A 17123-nucleotide genomic window follows, 5' to 3' on the forward strand; every position below is an offset into this window, starting at 1 on the left:
GAATCAATTACAGGAGGAAATGAGTAATGAAGAATTATACAATTACCGTAAATGGAAACGTATATGATGTAGTAGTAGAAGAGGGCGCATCTACAGGAGCACCCGTTGCAGCACCTGCAGCACCCAAGGCTGCTCCCAAGGCAGCACCTGCAGCAGCTCCCGCAGCTAAGGCAGCCGGCGCAGGCAGCATCAAGGTAGAAGCCGGTGCAGCTGGTAAGGTATTCAAGATCGAAGCAAGCGTAGGACAGGCTGTAAAGAAGGGTGACGCTGTTGTCGTTGTAGAAGCAATGAAGATGGAAATCCCCGTTGTAGCACCTGAAGACGGAACAGTTGCAAGCATTGATGTAGCTGTTGGCGATGCAGTAGAAGCAGGCGCTGTACTGGCAACTCTGAACTAATTCAGTACAGAAGCATGCAGATGATTGCATGGTGAATGACAACAGGAGGTTAAAAAAATGGATTATATCGTATCTACACTGTCCAATCTGATCCATCAGACAGCCTTTTTCAACCTGACATGGGGCAATTACCTGATGATCCTTGTGGCATGTGTATTTCTCTATCTTGCGATTGCCAAGGGTTTTGAACCCTTACTGCTTTTGCCGATCGCATTTGGTATGCTGCTTGTAAATATCTATCCTGACATTATGCTCAGCATAGAGGATTCCCCAAACGGAACCGGCGGCTTACTGTATTATTTTTATCTCTTAGACGAATGGGCAATCCTCCCGTCCCTGATCTTCATGGGTGTTGGTGCAATGACAGACTTCGGTCCCCTGATTGCCAATCCTAAGAGCTTCCTTCTTGGTGCAGCAGCACAGTTCGGTATCTTCGCAGCTTACTTCGGAGCTATCGCACTTGGCTTCAATGACAAGGCTGCAGCAGCAATCTCCATCATTGGTGGTGCTGATGGTCCTACCTCTATTTTCCTGGCGGGTAAACTTGGACAGACAGCACTCCTTGGACCGATCGCTGTAGCGGCATATTCCTATATGTCACTGGTTCCGATCATCCAGCCGCCTATCATGAAGCTGCTGACAAGTGAAAAGGAAAGAAAGATTAAAATGGGTCAGCTTCGCCCGGTTTCCAAGCTGGAGAAGATCCTGTTCCCTATCATTGTTACTATCGTAGTCAGCCTGATCCTGCCTACCACAGCACCCCTTGTTGGTATGCTGATGCTCGGTAATCTGTTTAAGGAGTCAGGTGTAGTAAGACAGCTGACAGATACTGCAAGTAATGCATTGATGTACATCGTAGTTATCGTACTTGGTACATCCGTAGGAGCAACAACAAGTGCAGAAGCTTTCCTGAATGCAGATACCTTAAAGATCGTAGCACTTGGTCTTATTGCATTCGCATTCGGTACCGCTGCAGGTGTTCTGTTCGGTAAGCTGATGTGTGTTGTTACCAAGGGTGCTGTTAATCCGCTGATCGGTTCTGCCGGAGTATCCGCAGTTCCCATGGCAGCCAGAGTATCACAGAAGGTTGGAGCTGAATCAGATCCTACCAACTTCCTTCTGATGCATGCAATGGGACCTAACGTAGCAGGTGTTATTGGTACAGCAGTAGCAGCCGGAACCTTTATGGCTGTATTTGGAATATTTTAATTCATATAGGAGGATATTAAAATGGCTGAACAGGTTAAGAAACCAATCGGAATTATGGAAACCGTTCTTCGTGATGCACATCAGTCCCTGATTGCAACAAGAATGCCCACCGAGATCATGCTTCCGATCGTAGATAAAATGGATAAGGTTGGATACCATGCAGTAGAGTGCTGGGGTGGAGCAACCTTCGATGCATCCCTTCGTTTCCTGAAAGAGGATCCATGGGACAGACTTCGTAAATTAAGAGATGGATTCAAGAATACCAAGCTGCAGATGCTTTTCAGAGGTCAGAACATCCTCGGATACAGACCTTATGCTGATGACGTTGTATACGCATTCGTTGAGAAGTCTATCGCAAATGGTATTGATGTAATCCGTATTTTCGACTGCTTAAATGACCTTCGTAACCTTCAGGCAGCTGTAGATGCTACCGGGAAGATCAAGAAGCAGGAAGGCAGAGGAGAAGCACAGGTAGCTCTGTCCTATACACTGGGTGATGCTTATACTCTCGAGTACTGGGCAGATATGGCTAAGAAGATCGAAGAGATGGGTGCTGATTCTATCTGTATCAAGGATATGGCAGGTCTGCTTGTTCCTTATAAGGCTGGCGAGCTGATCAAGGCTATGAAGGAGAACACAAAGCTCCCGATCCAGCTGCATACACACTATACTTCAGGTGTAGCTTCCATGACATATCTGAAGGCAGTAGAAGCTGGTGTAGATGTTATCGACTGTGCAATTTCACCTTTCGCACTTGGTACATCACAGCCTGCAACAGAAGTTATGGTTGAGACCTTTAAGGGAACTCCTTATGATACCGGTTACGATCAGAACCTTCTGGCAGAAATTGCTGATTACTTCAGACCTTACCGTGAGGAGTGCCTTGAAAGCGGTCTCATGAGCACAAAGGTTCTTGGTGTTAATATCAAGACTCTGCTTTATCAGGTACCTGGCGGAATGCTTTCCAACATGGTCAGCCAGCTGAAAGAGCAGCATGCAGAAGATAAGTATCAGGCAGTACTGGAAGAGATCCCGAGAGTCCGTAAGGACTGCGGTGAGCCTCCGCTGGTTACTCCTTCTTCCCAGATCGTTGGTACACAGGCTGTATTCAACGTATTAATGGGTGAGAGATACAAGATGGCTACAGGAGAGTTCAAGGATCTGCTTCGTGGTAAGTATGGTCAGACTGTTAAGCCTATGAACCAGGAGGTTATTGACAAGGTTATTCCTGGAGAGCAGAGATTCACATCCCGTTCTGCAGATGCTGCAGGCTTAACAAACGAGATGGACAAGCTCGAATCCGAAATGAAGGAATGGAAGCAGCAGGATGAGGACGTTCTGTCCTATGCACTGTTCCCTCAGGTAGCAACAGACTTCTTCAAGTATCGTCAGGCACAGCAGGAAAAGGTTGATATGAGCCAGGCTGATACCAAGAATGCAGCATATCCTGTATAATCTAGGATTCTGAACAGAAATTAAATCATTAAATGCAAGCCCCTCTGGGTCATGGTATTTCAGATAGTGAAATGCCATGACTTTGGAGGGGTCTTTCTGGTTCGTCAGATAGCATATGGAAGGATCTTAAGAAAATCTTCAGGCGGAATTAAGGAAGCCTACAGATAGGATAGAGAAAATACTGCTATAATCATGTTATTACAAAAGAGGGGTGACACGATGAGGCAGGCTTTGGAAAGACAGAGAACGGAAAGACAGGGGGAAGAGCTGGATCTGATCGACATTTCCAGAGCGGGAAAGGGCAGACAGAAAGCTTCACGATCCGGATACAGAAGCAGAACAGCAGAAGAAGTCAGAATCAGAAGAAAGAGAAGGAAAAGACGGAGACAGAAAAAGGTTTTCCATATCCTGCTTTTACTGATACTGACAGGACTGCTGGCTCTGTTTCTTTTTCTTTTGTTACGGAATATTGCAGGAAAAAAAGGGATAGAGAGCACATGGAAGCTGCAGGAGATCATAAATAGGAGCAGACCAGAGAAGCCGGAGATCACAGAAGAATTTCTGACACCGAACCCCTATTCAAGACCACAGACAAAGCTGAAAAAGGTTAAAAATATCTTTGTGCACTATACCGCAAATCCGGGAACCAGTGCAGAGCAGAACAGAAGCTATTTTGAAAATCTGGGAGTGACGGGAGAAACATCTGCAAGTGCCCATTTTGTGATCAGCTATGACGGCTCCATTGTGCAGTGCCTGCCGCTTGATGAGATGGGATATGCAGTAAAAACAAGGAACGAGGATTCCATTTCCATAGAGTGCTGTTATTTGGATGAGGACGGAAAGTTTACTGATGCAACGTATCAGTCACTGCTTAAACTGAGTGCCTGGCTTCTCACGGAGTATCATCTGAAGCCGGCAGATATGAGACGGCACTACGACGAGGGCGGGAAAAAGTGTCCTCTTTATTACGTGGAGCATGAAGATGCGTGGGAACAGTTCCTGACAGATCTTGAAGACCTTAAGAATTCTTATTGACAGAAAAACGAAAAGATTCTAAAATAATAACGGATGTTATACAAAGGAGGGAAAACAGAATGGCAAGGAAAGAATCCATAACCAAAGATGCTCTTCTGACAGCGGCATTTGCACTTCTGCAGGAAGAGGGAAGTCTGCAGGTAACAGCCAGAAAGCTGGCGGCAAAGGCCGGATGTTCCACGCAGCCTATTTTCCGTATTTACAAGAATATGGATGAGCTTTATGAGGCTCTGTTTGAAAAGGCATGTGATTTTTTCCAAAATTATTATGACAGCTTTTCAAGGCAGACTGTGACACCGTTTGTCCATCTTGGAAATATTTATATCAGATTTGCGGCAGAGCATAAAAATCTGTTTTCCTATATTTTCCTGTCAGAAAACCGGTTTGGGAGAAGTATGTATGATCTGGTCAATGGCAGAAGCGGAAATGTGAGCAGAGAAATCCAGTCAGCAGCTTCCCAGGGGAGCAGAAACGCGCAGGAGCTTTTCATGAAGATGTGGATCTTCATTCACGGGGCAGCCTGTATGTCACTGACCGGTGATTATGACCTTCAGGAGGAAGAAACGATCCAGATGCTGAAGGATTCTTATCAGGCATTCAGATAGGGAAGAGGAACAGTATGGAGCAACAGGAATTTGATATTATAACCAGAATGAATGAAAAATATATCAAGATGAGTAAGGGGCATAAGGCTATTGCTGCTTATATTTCGGATCATTATGACCAGGCGGCCTTTATGACAGCGGCAAAGCTTGGTGAGACAGTAGGGGTCAGCGAATCAACGGTTGTCCGGTTTGCCATGCATCTTGGATATGAGGGTTATCCGGAGTTTCAGAATGCACTGGCAGAGTGGGTGAAGAACAAGCTGAACAGTGTGCAGAAGATGGGAGCCAAGTACGGGAAGAGTACCCAGTCGGAGATCCTGACTTCTGTGCTGAGTGCAGATATCGAGAAGATCCAGGATACGATCGTAAATCTGGATCCGGCAGCCTTTGAGGCGGCAGTTGATATCATTTTGGGAGCGCAGACGATTTATCTGATCGGAGTGAGAAGCTGTGAGCCTCTTGCAGATTTTCTGCATTTTTATCTGAATATGATCCGCGGCAATGTGGTACTTATAAAGACTACAAGTGTATCGGAGATGTTTGAACAGATGATCCGGGTGGGAGAAAAGGATGCCGTGATTGGTATCAGTTTTCCCAGATATTCCATGAGAACCCTGAAGGCTATGGAGTTTGCCAACGACAGAAATGCCAAGGTGATCACCATAACAGACAGCATCCATTCCCCCATGAACCTGTATTCATCCTGCAATCTTCTGGCAAGGAGTGATATGGTTTCCATTGTGGATTCCCTGGTTGCGCCCTTAAGCGTGATCAATGCCCTTGTAGTGGCGCTCTGCCTACGAAGACCGGATGATGTGAAAAGAAACCTTGAGACGCTAGAGGACGTCTGGAACAATTATCAGGTATACTTAAATGATGAGATCAATTTTATCGATGAAGAACCGATTTTGAACTATTCCCTGACGAGACAGGAAGAGGAAGATGGCAATGAATAAGGTAATCGTGATCGGCGGCGGTGCAGCGGGCATGATGGCGGCCATCGCAGCAGCTAGAAGGGGTGCCAGGGTAACACTTCTTGAAAAGAATGAGAAGACCGGAAAGAAGATATATATCACTGGAAAGGGACGCTGCAATCTGACAAATGCCTGTGAGACAGAAGACTTCTTTTCCCATGTGATCACCAATGGAAAATTCCTTTACAGCAGTGTTTACCAGATGGACAGCCATGCCGTTATGACGTTTTTTGAAGAGGCAGGATGCAGTCTGAAGACAGAACGGGGAGAGAGGGTATTTCCTGTTTCAGACCATTCCTCTGATGTGATAAATACCCTGAACCGTCAGATGGAAAAGTACCATGTGAAGGTGCTGCTCCATACGAAGGTGGAACAGATTGAGGTTGGAGAGGATCAGCAGACTCCTGGCGTGACGGGGGTTCTTCTTTCTGACGGGAAGAGACTTCCGGCAGATGCAGTCATTGTGGCTACCGGTGGTATGTCCTATGCTTCTACCGGTTCAACAGGAGACGGCTACCGGTTTGCAAAGAAGCTTTCCCATACTGTGAAGGAGCCGGTGCCGGCACTGGTGCCTCTGACAGTAAAAGAGGAATGGTGCAGGCTTCTTCAGGGACTTTCCCTGAAAAATGTGTCGGTGACGCTTTTTTCAGAAAAAAAGAAAAAGCTATACGAAGGCTTTGGAGAAATGCTGTTTACCCACTTTGGAATCAGTGGTCCACTGATTTTAAGTGCCAGCAGCTATTATGTGAAAAAGGGAAAGAAGGAACCGGTGTCCCTAGTGCTTGATCTGAAGCCGGCACTTTCCATGGAACAGCTTGATAAACGTATCCTCCGGGATTTTGAAGAGAATAAAAACAAACAGTTTAAAAACAGTCTGGATGCGCTCCTGCCTGCCAAACTGGTACCGGTGATCGTAGCGCTGTCCGGCATCGAACCGGAAAAGCAGATTAATGAGGTGACAAGACAGGAGAGGGAAGGACTCTGCTATCTGCTGAAGCAGCTGACCATGACAGTGACGGGAACAAGAGGCTTTAATGAGGCGATCATCACACAGGGCGGTGTGAATGTGAAGGAAGTCAATCCGTCCACCATGGAGTCAAAACTGGTCAGGGGACTGTATTTTGCAGGAGAGGTGCTGGATCTGGATGCAGTGACAGGAGGCTTTAATCTGCAGATTGCATGGTCAACAGGGAATCTGGCCGGGATCAGTGCAGCGGGATGAGGAGAAGAACGAAAATGAGAAAATGGACTATGAGAATCAGCGCAGTGCTGATGGCAGCGATGATGCTTTCGGGATGTGGAAAGCAGCCGGCTGCAGACGCAACAGATGAGACAGCAGTACAGACAGAAGAAGTGTCCGGTGATGAGGAAATACCAAGTGATATTCCGAACTCTTTTGTAGAGGAACAGGCAGGAAAGACAGAGTTTGATTCCTATGATGAACTGATCAGTAATATGACAGCAGGACAGGCATATGCTTATGTAACACTGACAGGATACGAGGGAGACGTTCTTCTGATCACAGATCAGACATATGATGATAATGGAAGCACAGCGGCCATGATGGCATATGTTTATCTGAAGGAGAATGGAAAGGTGAGATTTGCTACTGTCGTTGGCGGCAGTGACACGGCTTATCCGGTCAGATATGCAGACCATGTGTTATACACAGCAGGAAATCATGAATTCTGCAGCTACTTTGTATCTGAAGAAACCCAGGGTGTTATGGTGAAGGACTCTGTTATGGAATCCTTTGATGAAAATGGCACAGCAACCTACATCGGATTTTTAAGAGAGAAAAACACCTTTGATAATGATGAAGAGATCGATACCGATTCAGATCAGATATTTAAGGAAAAAACGGCGGAATATGGTGCCGCTGCAGTAGTTGACTTTACGGTAGTGGAATAACAATAAAAGGGGGCAACGGTATTGCTATGAAAAAGGTTGTTATTTTCGGGGGAGGTACAGGGCTGTCCTGCATCCTGTCCGGCTTAAAGCTTTTCCCGATCGATGTGACGACAGTGATCGCTGTCAGTGATAATGGGAGCAGTACGGGGAAGCTGAAGGAAGAACTGAATATACCGGCAGTAGGTGATGTGGGAAAGGTTCTTCTTTCCATGGCAAATGTAGATGAGGATTTTATAGATCTCCTGAGCTATCGTTTTCAGAAAGGATCCTTAAATACACATCCTGTCAGAAACATCGTACTGGCAGCATTGATTGATCTTAAGGGGAATCTGACAGAAGCAACCAAATATATGTGTAAGCTCCTTGATATCAAGGGAACGGTACTTCCTCTGACAGGAGAGAAGATAGATCTTGTAGGAGAGAGCACGGGAAAGGAATACTTTGGAGAAGAGGCTGTCAGCCGGAATATCCGGAATATCAGCCGTCTGACCTATGATCACGATATTAAGATTGAGCAGGAGATCCAGGAGAAGATCGGAGAGGCAGATCTGATCATTTTCAGTGCCGGAAGCCTGTACACCAGTATCATTCCCCATCTGCTTGCACCGGAAGTCAGAAATGCACTTGAAGAAACAAGGGCTCCGCTTTTATACATATCCAATCTGGTAACCCAGCCGGGAGAAACAGATATCCAGTCTGTCAGCCAGCATGTGGAGGTGCTGAATGAATACCTTGGTTCCAGAAAGATCGATCTTGTAGTTGCCAACAATGGGACCGTGGATGAAGAGGTCAGGGAACGATATTTAAGCTCCGAGAACAAAAGGATTGTCCAGGTTGATCATGATACATTGGAAAAAATGGGTGTCCAGGTCATAGAAGATGATATTTTCTGCATTGAGAATGAAAAAATCAGGCACAATGCATTGAAAACAGCTTTTCTGATTTTTTCCTATCTGATGGAAGGTTAAAAGAGAAAAGCAGGGGATAAGGAAGCTATAGAAAATGGGAAAATTTAAAAAAATTCTGTTTCAGGATGTGGAAAATCCAAATGAAAGTGCAGATGGTCCGATCACACTTCGGATCAGTGCACTGGTCATGATGATCTATCTGCTGATCATATCTGTTACATTAGTAATGGTACATCATGTCTGGTGGATGGCCGGTAACCTGCTTTTTGTTGCAATATATGGTTATCTGCTGTATTTAACCTATGAGAATCATACAAGGACAGCACTGATCCTTTATAATATCGTTATGCTGGGAGCAGTCTGCTTTAATGTGACGCTGATCGGATGGGACAGTGGACTTCAGCACTTTCTTTTTACACTGGTACTGCTGGATCTGCTTTTTACTTATTTAAGCAAGTGGAGCCAGGGTGTGGTAGTGATGGGATTGTGTGCGGCAAGGCTCGGTCTGTATTTTTTCTGCCGTGGACACGGAAAAACAGTTCAGATTGAGGGAGCCTGCGATATTTTTCTGCAGGTGCTTACAACAGTGGTAGTATTTGTTCTGCTTTATTTAAGTGGACTGATGCTTTCCAAGGACTCCCAGGCAGTTGAGAGAAAACTGATGAAATATAACAATGAGCTCCAGCAGGCAGCCAATACAGACACGCTGACGAAGCTGTGGAACCGGCATTATCTGATGCATTATATGGGAGAAAAGGTGGAGCATCCGGATGATTTTCTGTCCATTGCCATCGGAGATATTGATTTTTTTAAAAAGGTCAATGATACCTACGGACATGAATGTGGAGATGAAGTACTGCGTACACTGGCGAATATCTTCAAAAAGGAGATGGAAGGACATGGTGTGGCAGCAAGATGGGGAGGAGAGGAATTTATCTTCCTGTTTGAGGGGGCAAACGGGGATGAAGCAAAGATTCTGCTTGCACATCTCCAAAATGCGGTACGCAAGGCTACAATCACCTATGGAGAGGTGCAGCTTAGGGTAACCATGACCTTCGGACTTGTGGAGTACGATACCAAGCTTCGCCTGGATGAAAATATTAGCATAGCAGATGAGCGCTTATATATTGGAAAAGAAAATGGCCGGGACCGGATCATTTATTAACACAGAAAATCCTGGGGATAAGAATGAAAATTAAACTTGAATTCGGCAAGTACCGAATTATGGCATAGTTGCTCAACCGGATTTGATTTCATCAATAGAGGTTTCAGCGGTACAACGCTTGTTATAGTCATTGAAAATCTCTGCTGTTGCTGTCTTTTGTGTTATACTCATTACAGAATCCTCCTTTGGTGAAGTGATGTTTGGTGATACTTACATTATACTTTACCATAATGTAGGATTCTATTTATTTTAGCAGATACCGCATCAAATTATCACAGCAAAACGTAGAAAGTGGTGTAAAATCAAGGGAAATCTGTATTTTCAAGGAGTTTTTAAGGTATGATAAATATTATTTGTGTGCCACGGCAGGATTTACCGGGCATGATGAAAAGTCTCATATCGTCTCATAAGCCCCGTTTTTAAGCGTTTTTTGTGTTTCAATCCCAAATTTACCAAAGATTTACCAATATTTCTGGGAGAGCCAGACTTGCGATTCTAATACCAGAATAAGGAGATCAATACTATGACTGAGATGAAGAAACACATTTATGATGAGAGCAATGGCCTTTGGTATGAACGCATTGGCGATTATTATATTCCGGTTCTTACCTTGTCCTCTGAGGAACAGCGCCCCATTGGTAAATGGGGACGGATGCACCGGGACTACATAAAAGAGCATCGTCCGATCCTTTTTAATGATCTGATCCTGAGCGGTCATCTCTGGGTATATTTGGTTGATTTGAACGAGCAGGCACAGGAGCGTTTGTCCCTGATTATCGAACAGATGAAGGCATCCGAGGGTGTAACCGAGGAATTGAAAGCGGCAGACCAGATGGCATGGTTGATGCCATGAACAGCATCCGCAACCGGGCAGAGGAAATCATCCTCCGAGAAATGATTTACGGGGAGGTTGTGGCAAGAGACTTCTGGAAGAATTTTGGTACGGCAATATCAAACCTACAGAGTACGACACTTCTTCTAAGGAGTATAAGAAGTTACTGGAGTTGATCTGTAGGAATGAAGATAAGCTCAAAGCTACGATGACAGACGAGCAGAAAGCGTTGTTTGAGAAATACACGGATTGCGTGCGAGAATATCAGACCATCACGGATTGCCTGATTTTCCAGAATGGGTTCAGGCTGGGCGCAAGGATGATGTTGGAAGTTATGGAAGATATGTAATTTGGTATTCACTGACATTACCGCCTGCAGGTATCCTGCAGGCGGATTTTTTGCCCGCACCACACCGAAAACATATTTTTAATGTCATTTACGCATATCTGCGTAAATGACATTAAAAATATGTTGAAAAGCATCATTGAACGTACTATCATATAGGCATACCAAAGAAAAACAGGAGGTTGACGATATGGATGGAATTATTTTTGATTTGAAGAATTTCCGTTCCAAGCATCTGAATGGTATGTCTCAGGAGGAATTTGCAAAGCAAGTGGGGATTAGTCAGGATAAGGTTTCCAGAATGGAAAGTGACCCCTCTCAGGTATCTTTGGAAGTGCTGATCAAAATTGCAACGCATTTTGGCATGAGCCTTGATGAATTGATTAGTCTGCCGAAACCTATTATGCATGCGTTAAGTGTAGACTATACTTGGAGTTCCGCTGAGTTCATTCGCCGCACTCTTCTTGATTATATCCGCAAGAACGAAGTGAGTGAATCTTACGAAAAAGACATTCACGAATTGACAGCGCTGGTTGAAAAGACCATTAGAAAGCCCAAGGTAGCCTTTATTGGCCGATCTGATGTCGGTAAGAGTACGATGATTAACACATTGTTAGGAACCACCAAAATGCCTGCACACTGGACTCCTGCGACAGCAATCGCCGTATATATCAAGCATACAAATGATCGACCCGATTATATGGATGATGATGTTTGGGTGTTTCGGTCTGATATGGCTACCAACGAGACGTGGGACGATACCAGACTTGGTGATGAAGAATACTGTCGTTCCCTTAAGCTGAGCAGCGGCAACTATGATCTGCTGAATACTTATGGCACTCGCAAGGGAGAACACTTTGCCGAAAGCAAGGCAACTGCAGCAGTGGTTTTCATCGACAGTAGTTTACTCCTTGATTGTGATATTGTAGATCTGCCCGGATACGGTACCGGCGATCGTCTGGAAGACGATGCTCTTTCTCTGCGTGAAAAGAGAAAGGCCGATGTGCTTGTCTACATGTCTATTGCGAATGGATTTATGCGCAGCGAGGATATCTCCTATGTTAAGGATGCGATTCTTTCTCTTGCAGATATTCAGTCCTGTGGAGAAGCAGAGATTAAGCCCCTGGCAAACCTCTTCATTGTGGCTTCTCAGGCTCATGTCATCGATCACGGAAACCAGACCGAACTGAAGAACATCCTTTCCGCTGGTTGTGAGCGTTTTGAAAAATCCTTGACCGATGGATTCTGGGATGAGCGAAGAAAACCAGATTCTCTTTTGGAGCGCTTTTACACCTACACATCTAATTCCCCTGCGCTGCGTGAGCGATTTGAAAATGATTTCAGCAGACTTATCGAGGCATTGCCTCAGGTGGTTGAACAGAAAACGAAAGACATCATTGCCGAGTGGGCTGCAAGCAAGGATGACGATCTTCAGAATGTGATTTCCGGCTACCAGCAGCTTCTCGATGATCGCAAACGGTGCGAGGAGGCGCTGAAAGAGTATGACCGCAATGAACCCAAACGCCATGCAGCTTTCCAGAAAGCACGACAGAAGGTTGTTGAGGGTATCGCAAGGTATAAGCGTGAAAGCAGGGACGAAGTAGCAGACTACTACAGTGATACTATCACAGTAGATCATCTTGTTTCTCTGATGGAACAAAGAGATGTCAAGAAAAAGAAGGATGATCTGCAGGTCTTTAGTACCTATGTTTCCGGGCTTTTACAGGATAAGACAAATGCCGTTCTGAAAAAGAAGTCCAAGCAATTGACTGCAGACATTGATGAGTTCCTGAATGCCTTTGAGGTAAGCGCTGCAATTTCTGTGGAAAGTGTATCTTTTAAGATTGCCCCGTTCAGCAAAGAGCAGGCATTTGCCGCAGGTCTGACAGGTGTGGCAACCTATGGTGCTCTGGCGATTTGGGCGGCCTCCTGCGGTAATTTGGGAGGATATATTCTTGTCGCAAAGGGTGTTAGCTTGCTCTCTGCACTTGGAATCTCCGTCGGCGGTACTGCTGCGGCTACCAGTGCAGTAGCTTCTATTGGTGGACCGGTGGTGCTCGGTATTGCGCTTGCGCTGATTGCAGCTATTAGTGTGTTTGCGATTTTCTCCGGTGGATGGAGAAAGAGCGTTGCCAAAAAGTTCGTTGAATCTTGCCGGAACGAAAGAGTTCTGGATAAGCTTCAGTCTAACATGAACACTTATTGGAACGATACTCAGGCGGCGTTCAATGCCTCGGCAGACAGTCTGGATGCTGAGTGGAAAAAGCATATCGAAGATCTTCGAGAGCAACTCCGCAGTTACGATGTTGACACTATCATTAAGGCAAGAAATGAGGCTGAGAAGATGCGAAATTTTCTTCAGAACATCCCCTGCTGATATGCTACAGCTAAGAAACATGCTTTTTATTTAATGATCCACCACCTCTTTGTCCGAAACCATTTAGGCGTTTCGGACAAAGGGGTGGAAGTATGGCGACAAAAATACAGAAAGGGATGTTTGCAATTCGCTTCATAATAGCAGGTGGATATCATGAGTGCTTACGAAAGAGAAAGCGAGGGTATTATCCATGAGAGCCGATGGGCAGTAACCCAAAAGACTGGCGATAAAGTATACAAAATATTTTTGCATGATGCTTATCCAAAAATCAAAAAAGAAGTTTCGCTTCTTCAATTGAGTCTTGCCACAAATGCAAGTCTATCATTTGATAAGGTAATGAACCATTGGGTCTGCAAAAGTGATTATATAGATATTTATCCTCTCGTTGGGAATATTGGCTTGGATAATCTCATTACGCAACTCAGACAAATATTTGATCTTTGGCGATATGACCGTCGATATTGTAGCCTTGCATCAGATGATTGGTCCGAAGTTGTGGTTCCGTGGTACTCTATGTTGTTGCAACAATATATACCTGATTCAGAAGAAATTATATCGTGGCTACAACAAAGTCAGGGAAAGCACTTTACCCACGGAGACTTTACATTATCAAATGTTTATTTGGATAATAGAAACAAAATAGTGGTCATTGACTATGAAAACGCTACTCTTGGTCCATTGCTTTGGGATGAGACAACGTTGGTGTATAGTTTTATAGAACAAAAACAATTCGGCGCAGCAAAACAAATCTACGATACCTTTGGCTGTAGCAAAGAAATGCTACGAGCTATATGTAGTATACGGCTTGCGCTGAGTATGAGAAAAGGGCATAACATCGTGCGGCGTATCGAGGCATATGAGTTCGTTATGCACAATTATTGAAGAACATTGAAACACAAAAGGAGACCAGCTATGAAAAAAATCATTATCAGCTTTCTGTTGATTGCTACAATGACAATCAGTCTGCTGTTGTCAGGATGTAGCAATGTGAATTCGGATGAAGGTACAACAGCAAACCAGTCCATCACCATCACTGATATGGGCGGCGATATTGTAACCTTGCCTGCATCCATCGAAAAAGTAGTATCAACATCTGATCCTTGCACGGATATGTTAGTTGCTTTTGGTCAGAGCGATAAATTGGCAGGTGCGTATTTTAGAGCCCTTGAAAATCCCTGGTTCAAAGAATTTTGTCCGACCTTCGATAGTATTGTCAGTTTCGATTCTTACGAACCAGAAGCTGAAGCGCTCATTGAAATGGATACAGATATTATCTTTGTGCCATCAAGAGAACGTGCTGTTGCACTTAGAGAAAAAGGAATATGCGCACTGACGATTCGTTATTACACACCGGACGAAGTTGTTATGGCTGCAGAAATGATTGGTGAGATATTCGGCGGAACGGCCAAAGAGAAATCCCTTTCTTGGGTGGCCGATTTCAACGAAGCGAGAGACGACATGGCTCAAAGACTTGCCGACATTCCGGAAAGCGACAGACCGGTTGCGTACGAAATTCTTGCAGATAAGGACAGAGGGCCTTTCCGTACATATTATGGCGAAAACCAAGCATGGCTTTCTTATGCCGGTGGTATTTTGGCAACCAAGGATTATGCTGATGCAACCAGTCAGGCTATGCCAACAGAGGAAGCTATCCTTGCCACAAATCCAGACATTATTTTTGTTGGTGGTACATATGCAACCAAAGAATATGCAAGTCTCCTCGAAAACGAGATGTGGAAAAATATTACCGCAGTGGAGAATAGCAATATTTTTATTGAACCTACTGGAGCATCTGCATGGAATTCTTGTTCTACCAGCTATCCGTTACTCGTGTATTTCTGTTTTTCCTGTATGTATCCGGAACAGGTGGATTTTGACTTAAAGGCAATGGCACACGAATTTTACCTTGAGTATTATGAAATTGACTTTACCGAAAAGCAGCTTGATCTCATGTTTTCTTCCATGGCACCTGATGGTACTGAGATGTGGGCAAAATAATCGTTACGGAGTATAGGACATGACGGATGAAACAAACATATACAGAAAAAATGAACGATGCTACCATATTCTCATGGTAGCTGGATTGGTGGCAGTTGTTGTTGTTTTTGTAATTTCTCTTTGTTGGGGAAATTACAAAACAACGCCAACGGATGTCTGGGGTGCAATAATGTACCCGGACTCTAATCCACAAATGTATACAATCATAACACTTAGCAGACTCCCGAGATTACTTGCTTCCATCTTAGTCGGCGCTTCTCTTAGTGTGGCAGGTTTGACATATCAAGAAATTTTTTCAAATAGGATGGCATCTCCTGACATTTTAGGGGTTTCAGCAGGAGCAGGGGTTGGAGCCTCAGTTTCAATTTATTATGGTTTCGGCTTTTTACTAACAGGTTTTTTCGCTTTTGGGGGAGGAATTGTGGCTGTTTTTCTTACAGTAGCGTCCTCTAAGTTGTTTGAAAGAAGTGATAAAACAGCGGCATCCTTAATTCTTGCTGGTATTGTTGTAGGTGGATTGATGAATTCTCTGCTGGGGTTGTTTAAATATCTGTCAAACGATGCTCAATTAGCTTCCATCACCTTTTGGCTTTTAGGTGGATTCTATAATACGACATATCAACAGTTGGCAGTTGCTGCGCCAATAATTATTATAGGAATCATAGTTCTGTTTTTGTTCCGATGGAAAATTGTTATGCTACGTTCTGGCGACGGTGATGCATATACGCATGGAATCAACGCAAAACTTTTACGAAGAACTTGTATAATCATTACTACCATCGTAACATCTGTTTCGATATGTATCAGTGGCACAATAGGGTGGATTGGACTTGCGATTCCTAATCTGATGAGGTTGCTCGTACAAAATGATGGTCGAAAGTTGATGCCTTTGTCGATCGTGTATGGAATTCTCTTTACTGTAATTTGTGATCTTCTTGCCAGAACTATTACGAATACTGAAATTCCTGTTGGAATAATAAGCGGATTCCTTGGTGCGATTATGTTTATAATCGTTTTATTTGTTCGAGCAAAAAGGAGTAAGCAATGATTGAAATAAGCCATGTTACGTTCAGTTATGGACAGAATATAATACTTTACGACATAAGCCTTACGATACAACCACAGAGCATAACTGCAATTATTGGGCTCAACGGAGCAGGTAAGTCTACATTGTTCAATTGCTTATCAAAGCAAAGTGAAATTCAAGATGGGAAAATTGTGGTAGATGGAAAAGATATCGTTGACTACTCTTTTAAGGAATATGCTAAGATAGTAAGTGTTGTTCCGCAACTCACATCAATCCGACCGATAGATTATAAGGTAAGGGATTTTATGGTCGAAGGGAGAACGCCATATCTTTCCGCTTTTGCTGTTCCAGGACTTGCCGATTACAATTTTTCGGGGGAAGTGGCTAAGAAAATGGAGGTTGATAAGTATCTTGATAAGGAGTTTTCAAAAATTAGTGGAGGAGAGCAGCAGATTGTATTACTGGCAAGGGCATTAGTTCAGGATACACCGATAATTCTGTTGGACGAGCCAATGTCTGCTCTCGACCTTAGAAATCAAGCGTTTTTATTGAAAATGATTAAGAAATTATCTCTCGAAGGGAAAACAATCCTTTTTTCAACGCATAATCCCAATCATGCTTTAACGTTGGATTGCAATGTATGCATCATCCACGATCATAAAGTTCTTCGATATGGTACTGCTACTAATGTTTTAACAACCGATATGATTCGAGAGATCTATGGCCCGGAAGCTTGTATTTATGAGAACAAAGGAAGAAAATTTTGCGAAGTATCACCAATATAATGGTGACGAAATGACCTCCATCTTCGATGTTTTAACAACAAAGATGGAGCATTCCTGTTAAGTAACAAATAACCGGTTTGCAAAAAATGAGTGCCACC

Annotated in this window: 16 protein-coding genes and 1 pseudogene; all 17 read left to right on the forward strand. The window is 44.0% G+C overall.

The window, feature by feature from the left end:
• Positions 1-26 precede the first annotated feature (26 nt).
• The 17 genes and pseudogenes from WJQ40_RS12445 to WJQ40_RS12525 all read left to right on the forward strand — a co-directional run bounded on the left by WJQ40_RS12445 (position 27) and on the right by WJQ40_RS12525 (position 17025).
• Positions 27-398 carry a biotin/lipoyl-containing protein gene (locus tag WJQ40_RS12445; RefSeq protein ID WP_118797883.1) on the forward strand — a complete coding sequence of 124 codons (372 nt, stop codon included), beginning with the start codon at positions 27-29 and terminating at the stop codon, positions 396-398.
• A 57-nt stretch (positions 399-455) separates the two neighbouring features.
• The gene (locus tag WJQ40_RS12450) at positions 456-1607 is read left to right on the forward strand and encodes a sodium ion-translocating decarboxylase subunit beta (protein ID WP_262573943.1); all 1152 of its coding nucleotides are present in this window, start codon (positions 456-458) and stop codon (positions 1605-1607) included.
• Positions 1608-1628: 21 nt separating this feature from the next.
• On the forward strand, positions 1629-3062 hold the full coding sequence (locus tag WJQ40_RS12455; RefSeq protein WP_118797885.1) for a pyruvate carboxylase subunit B: 1434 nt from the start codon (positions 1629-1631) through the stop codon (positions 3060-3062).
• Positions 3063-3281: 219 nt separating this feature from the next.
• The gene (locus tag WJQ40_RS12460; RefSeq protein WP_337540583.1) at positions 3282-4097 is read left to right on the forward strand and encodes a peptidoglycan recognition family protein; all 816 of its coding nucleotides are present in this window, start codon (positions 3282-3284) and stop codon (positions 4095-4097) included.
• Positions 4098-4156: 59 nt separating this feature from the next.
• Entirely contained in the window at positions 4157-4702 is a 546-nt protein-coding gene (locus WJQ40_RS12465; protein WP_118797887.1) for a TetR family transcriptional regulator, read from the forward strand.
• 14 nt (positions 4703-4716) lie between these two features.
• On the forward strand, positions 4717-5658 hold the full coding sequence (locus tag WJQ40_RS12470) for a MurR/RpiR family transcriptional regulator (RefSeq protein WP_118797888.1): 942 nt from the start codon (positions 4717-4719) through the stop codon (positions 5656-5658).
• The gene (locus tag WJQ40_RS12475; RefSeq protein WP_262574153.1) at positions 5651-6898 is read left to right on the forward strand and encodes an NAD(P)/FAD-dependent oxidoreductase; all 1248 of its coding nucleotides are present in this window, start codon (positions 5651-5653) and stop codon (positions 6896-6898) included. Before WJQ40_RS12470 ends, WJQ40_RS12475 begins: the two co-directional genes overlap by 8 nt.
• 14 nt (positions 6899-6912) lie before the next feature.
• Positions 6913-7587: a hypothetical protein gene (locus WJQ40_RS12480; RefSeq protein WP_118797889.1), complete on the forward strand. Its 675-nt coding sequence runs from the start codon at positions 6913-6915 to the stop codon at positions 7585-7587.
• 26 nt (positions 7588-7613) lie between these two features.
• Positions 7614-8555, forward strand: a complete 942-nt coding sequence (gene yvcK / locus WJQ40_RS12485) for a uridine diphosphate-N-acetylglucosamine-binding protein YvcK (protein WP_337540586.1) — start codon at positions 7614-7616, stop codon at positions 8553-8555.
• 34 nt (positions 8556-8589) lie between these two features.
• The gene (locus tag WJQ40_RS12490; protein WP_337540588.1) at positions 8590-9660 is read left to right on the forward strand and encodes a GGDEF domain-containing protein; all 1071 of its coding nucleotides are present in this window, start codon (positions 8590-8592) and stop codon (positions 9658-9660) included.
• Between the two features lie 523 nt (positions 9661-10183).
• Positions 10184-10563, forward strand: a pseudogene (locus WJQ40_RS12495) (TnpV protein); the annotation flags it as partial.
• Positions 10564-10586: 23 nt separating this feature from the next.
• Positions 10587-10841 carry a DUF6809 family protein gene (locus tag WJQ40_RS12500; RefSeq protein ID WP_337540603.1) on the forward strand — a complete coding sequence of 85 codons (255 nt, stop codon included), beginning with the start codon at positions 10587-10589 and terminating at the stop codon, positions 10839-10841.
• A gap of 187 nt (positions 10842-11028) precedes the next feature.
• Entirely contained in the window at positions 11029-13215 is a 2187-nt protein-coding gene (locus tag WJQ40_RS12505) for a helix-turn-helix domain-containing protein (protein WP_337540590.1), read from the forward strand.
• Positions 13216-13368: 153 nt separating this feature from the next.
• The gene (locus tag WJQ40_RS12510; RefSeq protein ID WP_337540592.1) at positions 13369-14097 is read left to right on the forward strand and encodes a phosphotransferase; all 729 of its coding nucleotides are present in this window, start codon (positions 13369-13371) and stop codon (positions 14095-14097) included.
• Between the two features lie 30 nt (positions 14098-14127).
• On the forward strand, positions 14128-15213 hold the full coding sequence (locus tag WJQ40_RS12515; RefSeq protein WP_337540594.1) for an ABC transporter substrate-binding protein: 1086 nt from the start codon (positions 14128-14130) through the stop codon (positions 15211-15213).
• Between the two features lie 19 nt (positions 15214-15232).
• A complete protein-coding gene (locus WJQ40_RS12520) occupies positions 15233-16261 on the forward strand; it encodes an iron ABC transporter permease (RefSeq protein ID WP_337540596.1) in 1029 nt (342 codons plus the stop codon).
• On the forward strand, positions 16258-17025 hold the full coding sequence (locus WJQ40_RS12525; protein ID WP_337540598.1) for an ABC transporter ATP-binding protein: 768 nt from the start codon (positions 16258-16260) through the stop codon (positions 17023-17025). The genes WJQ40_RS12520 and WJQ40_RS12525 overlap by 4 nt, the downstream gene beginning before the upstream one ends.
• The last annotated feature ends 98 nt before the right edge of the window (positions 17026-17123 follow it).

The sequence above is a fragment of the Suilimivivens sp. genome (genome assembly GCF_037359455.1).
Lineage (GTDB): Bacteria > Bacillota > Clostridia > Lachnospirales > Lachnospiraceae > Suilimivivens > Suilimivivens aceti.

Bases quoted from the DNA above. Each gene is read 5' to 3' on its own strand.
- WJQ40_RS12455 (WP_118797885.1), top strand. From the start codon at position 1,629: ATGGCTGAACAGGTTAAGAAACCAATCGGAATTATGGAAACCGTTCTT.
- WJQ40_RS12505 (WP_337540590.1), top strand. From the start codon at position 11,029: ATGGATGGAATTATTTTTGATTTGAAGAATTTCCGTTCCAAGCATCTG.
- WJQ40_RS12510 (WP_337540592.1), top strand. From the start codon at position 13,369: ATGAGTGCTTACGAAAGAGAAAGCGAGGGTATTATCCATGAGAGCCGA.
- WJQ40_RS12470 (WP_118797888.1), top strand. From the start codon at position 4,717: ATGGAGCAACAGGAATTTGATATTATAACCAGAATGAATGAAAAATAT.
- yvcK (WP_337540586.1), top strand. From the start codon at position 7,614: ATGAAAAAGGTTGTTATTTTCGGGGGAGGTACAGGGCTGTCCTGCATC.
- WJQ40_RS12460 (WP_337540583.1), top strand. From the start codon at position 3,282: ATGAGGCAGGCTTTGGAAAGACAGAGAACGGAAAGACAGGGGGAAGAG.
- WJQ40_RS12450 (WP_262573943.1), top strand. From the start codon at position 456: ATGGATTATATCGTATCTACACTGTCCAATCTGATCCATCAGACAGCC.
- WJQ40_RS12445 (WP_118797883.1), top strand. From the start codon at position 27: ATGAAGAATTATACAATTACCGTAAATGGAAACGTATATGATGTAGTA.
- WJQ40_RS12480 (WP_118797889.1), top strand. From the start codon at position 6,913: ATGAGAAAATGGACTATGAGAATCAGCGCAGTGCTGATGGCAGCGATG.
- WJQ40_RS12465 (WP_118797887.1), top strand. From the start codon at position 4,157: ATGGCAAGGAAAGAATCCATAACCAAAGATGCTCTTCTGACAGCGGCA.
- WJQ40_RS12475 (WP_262574153.1), top strand. From the start codon at position 5,651: ATGAATAAGGTAATCGTGATCGGCGGCGGTGCAGCGGGCATGATGGCG.
- WJQ40_RS12525 (WP_337540598.1), top strand. From the start codon at position 16,258: ATGATTGAAATAAGCCATGTTACGTTCAGTTATGGACAGAATATAATA.
- WJQ40_RS12490 (WP_337540588.1), top strand. From the start codon at position 8,590: ATGGGAAAATTTAAAAAAATTCTGTTTCAGGATGTGGAAAATCCAAAT.
- WJQ40_RS12520 (WP_337540596.1), top strand. From the start codon at position 15,233: ATGACGGATGAAACAAACATATACAGAAAAAATGAACGATGCTACCAT.
- WJQ40_RS12515 (WP_337540594.1), top strand. From the start codon at position 14,128: ATGAAAAAAATCATTATCAGCTTTCTGTTGATTGCTACAATGACAATC.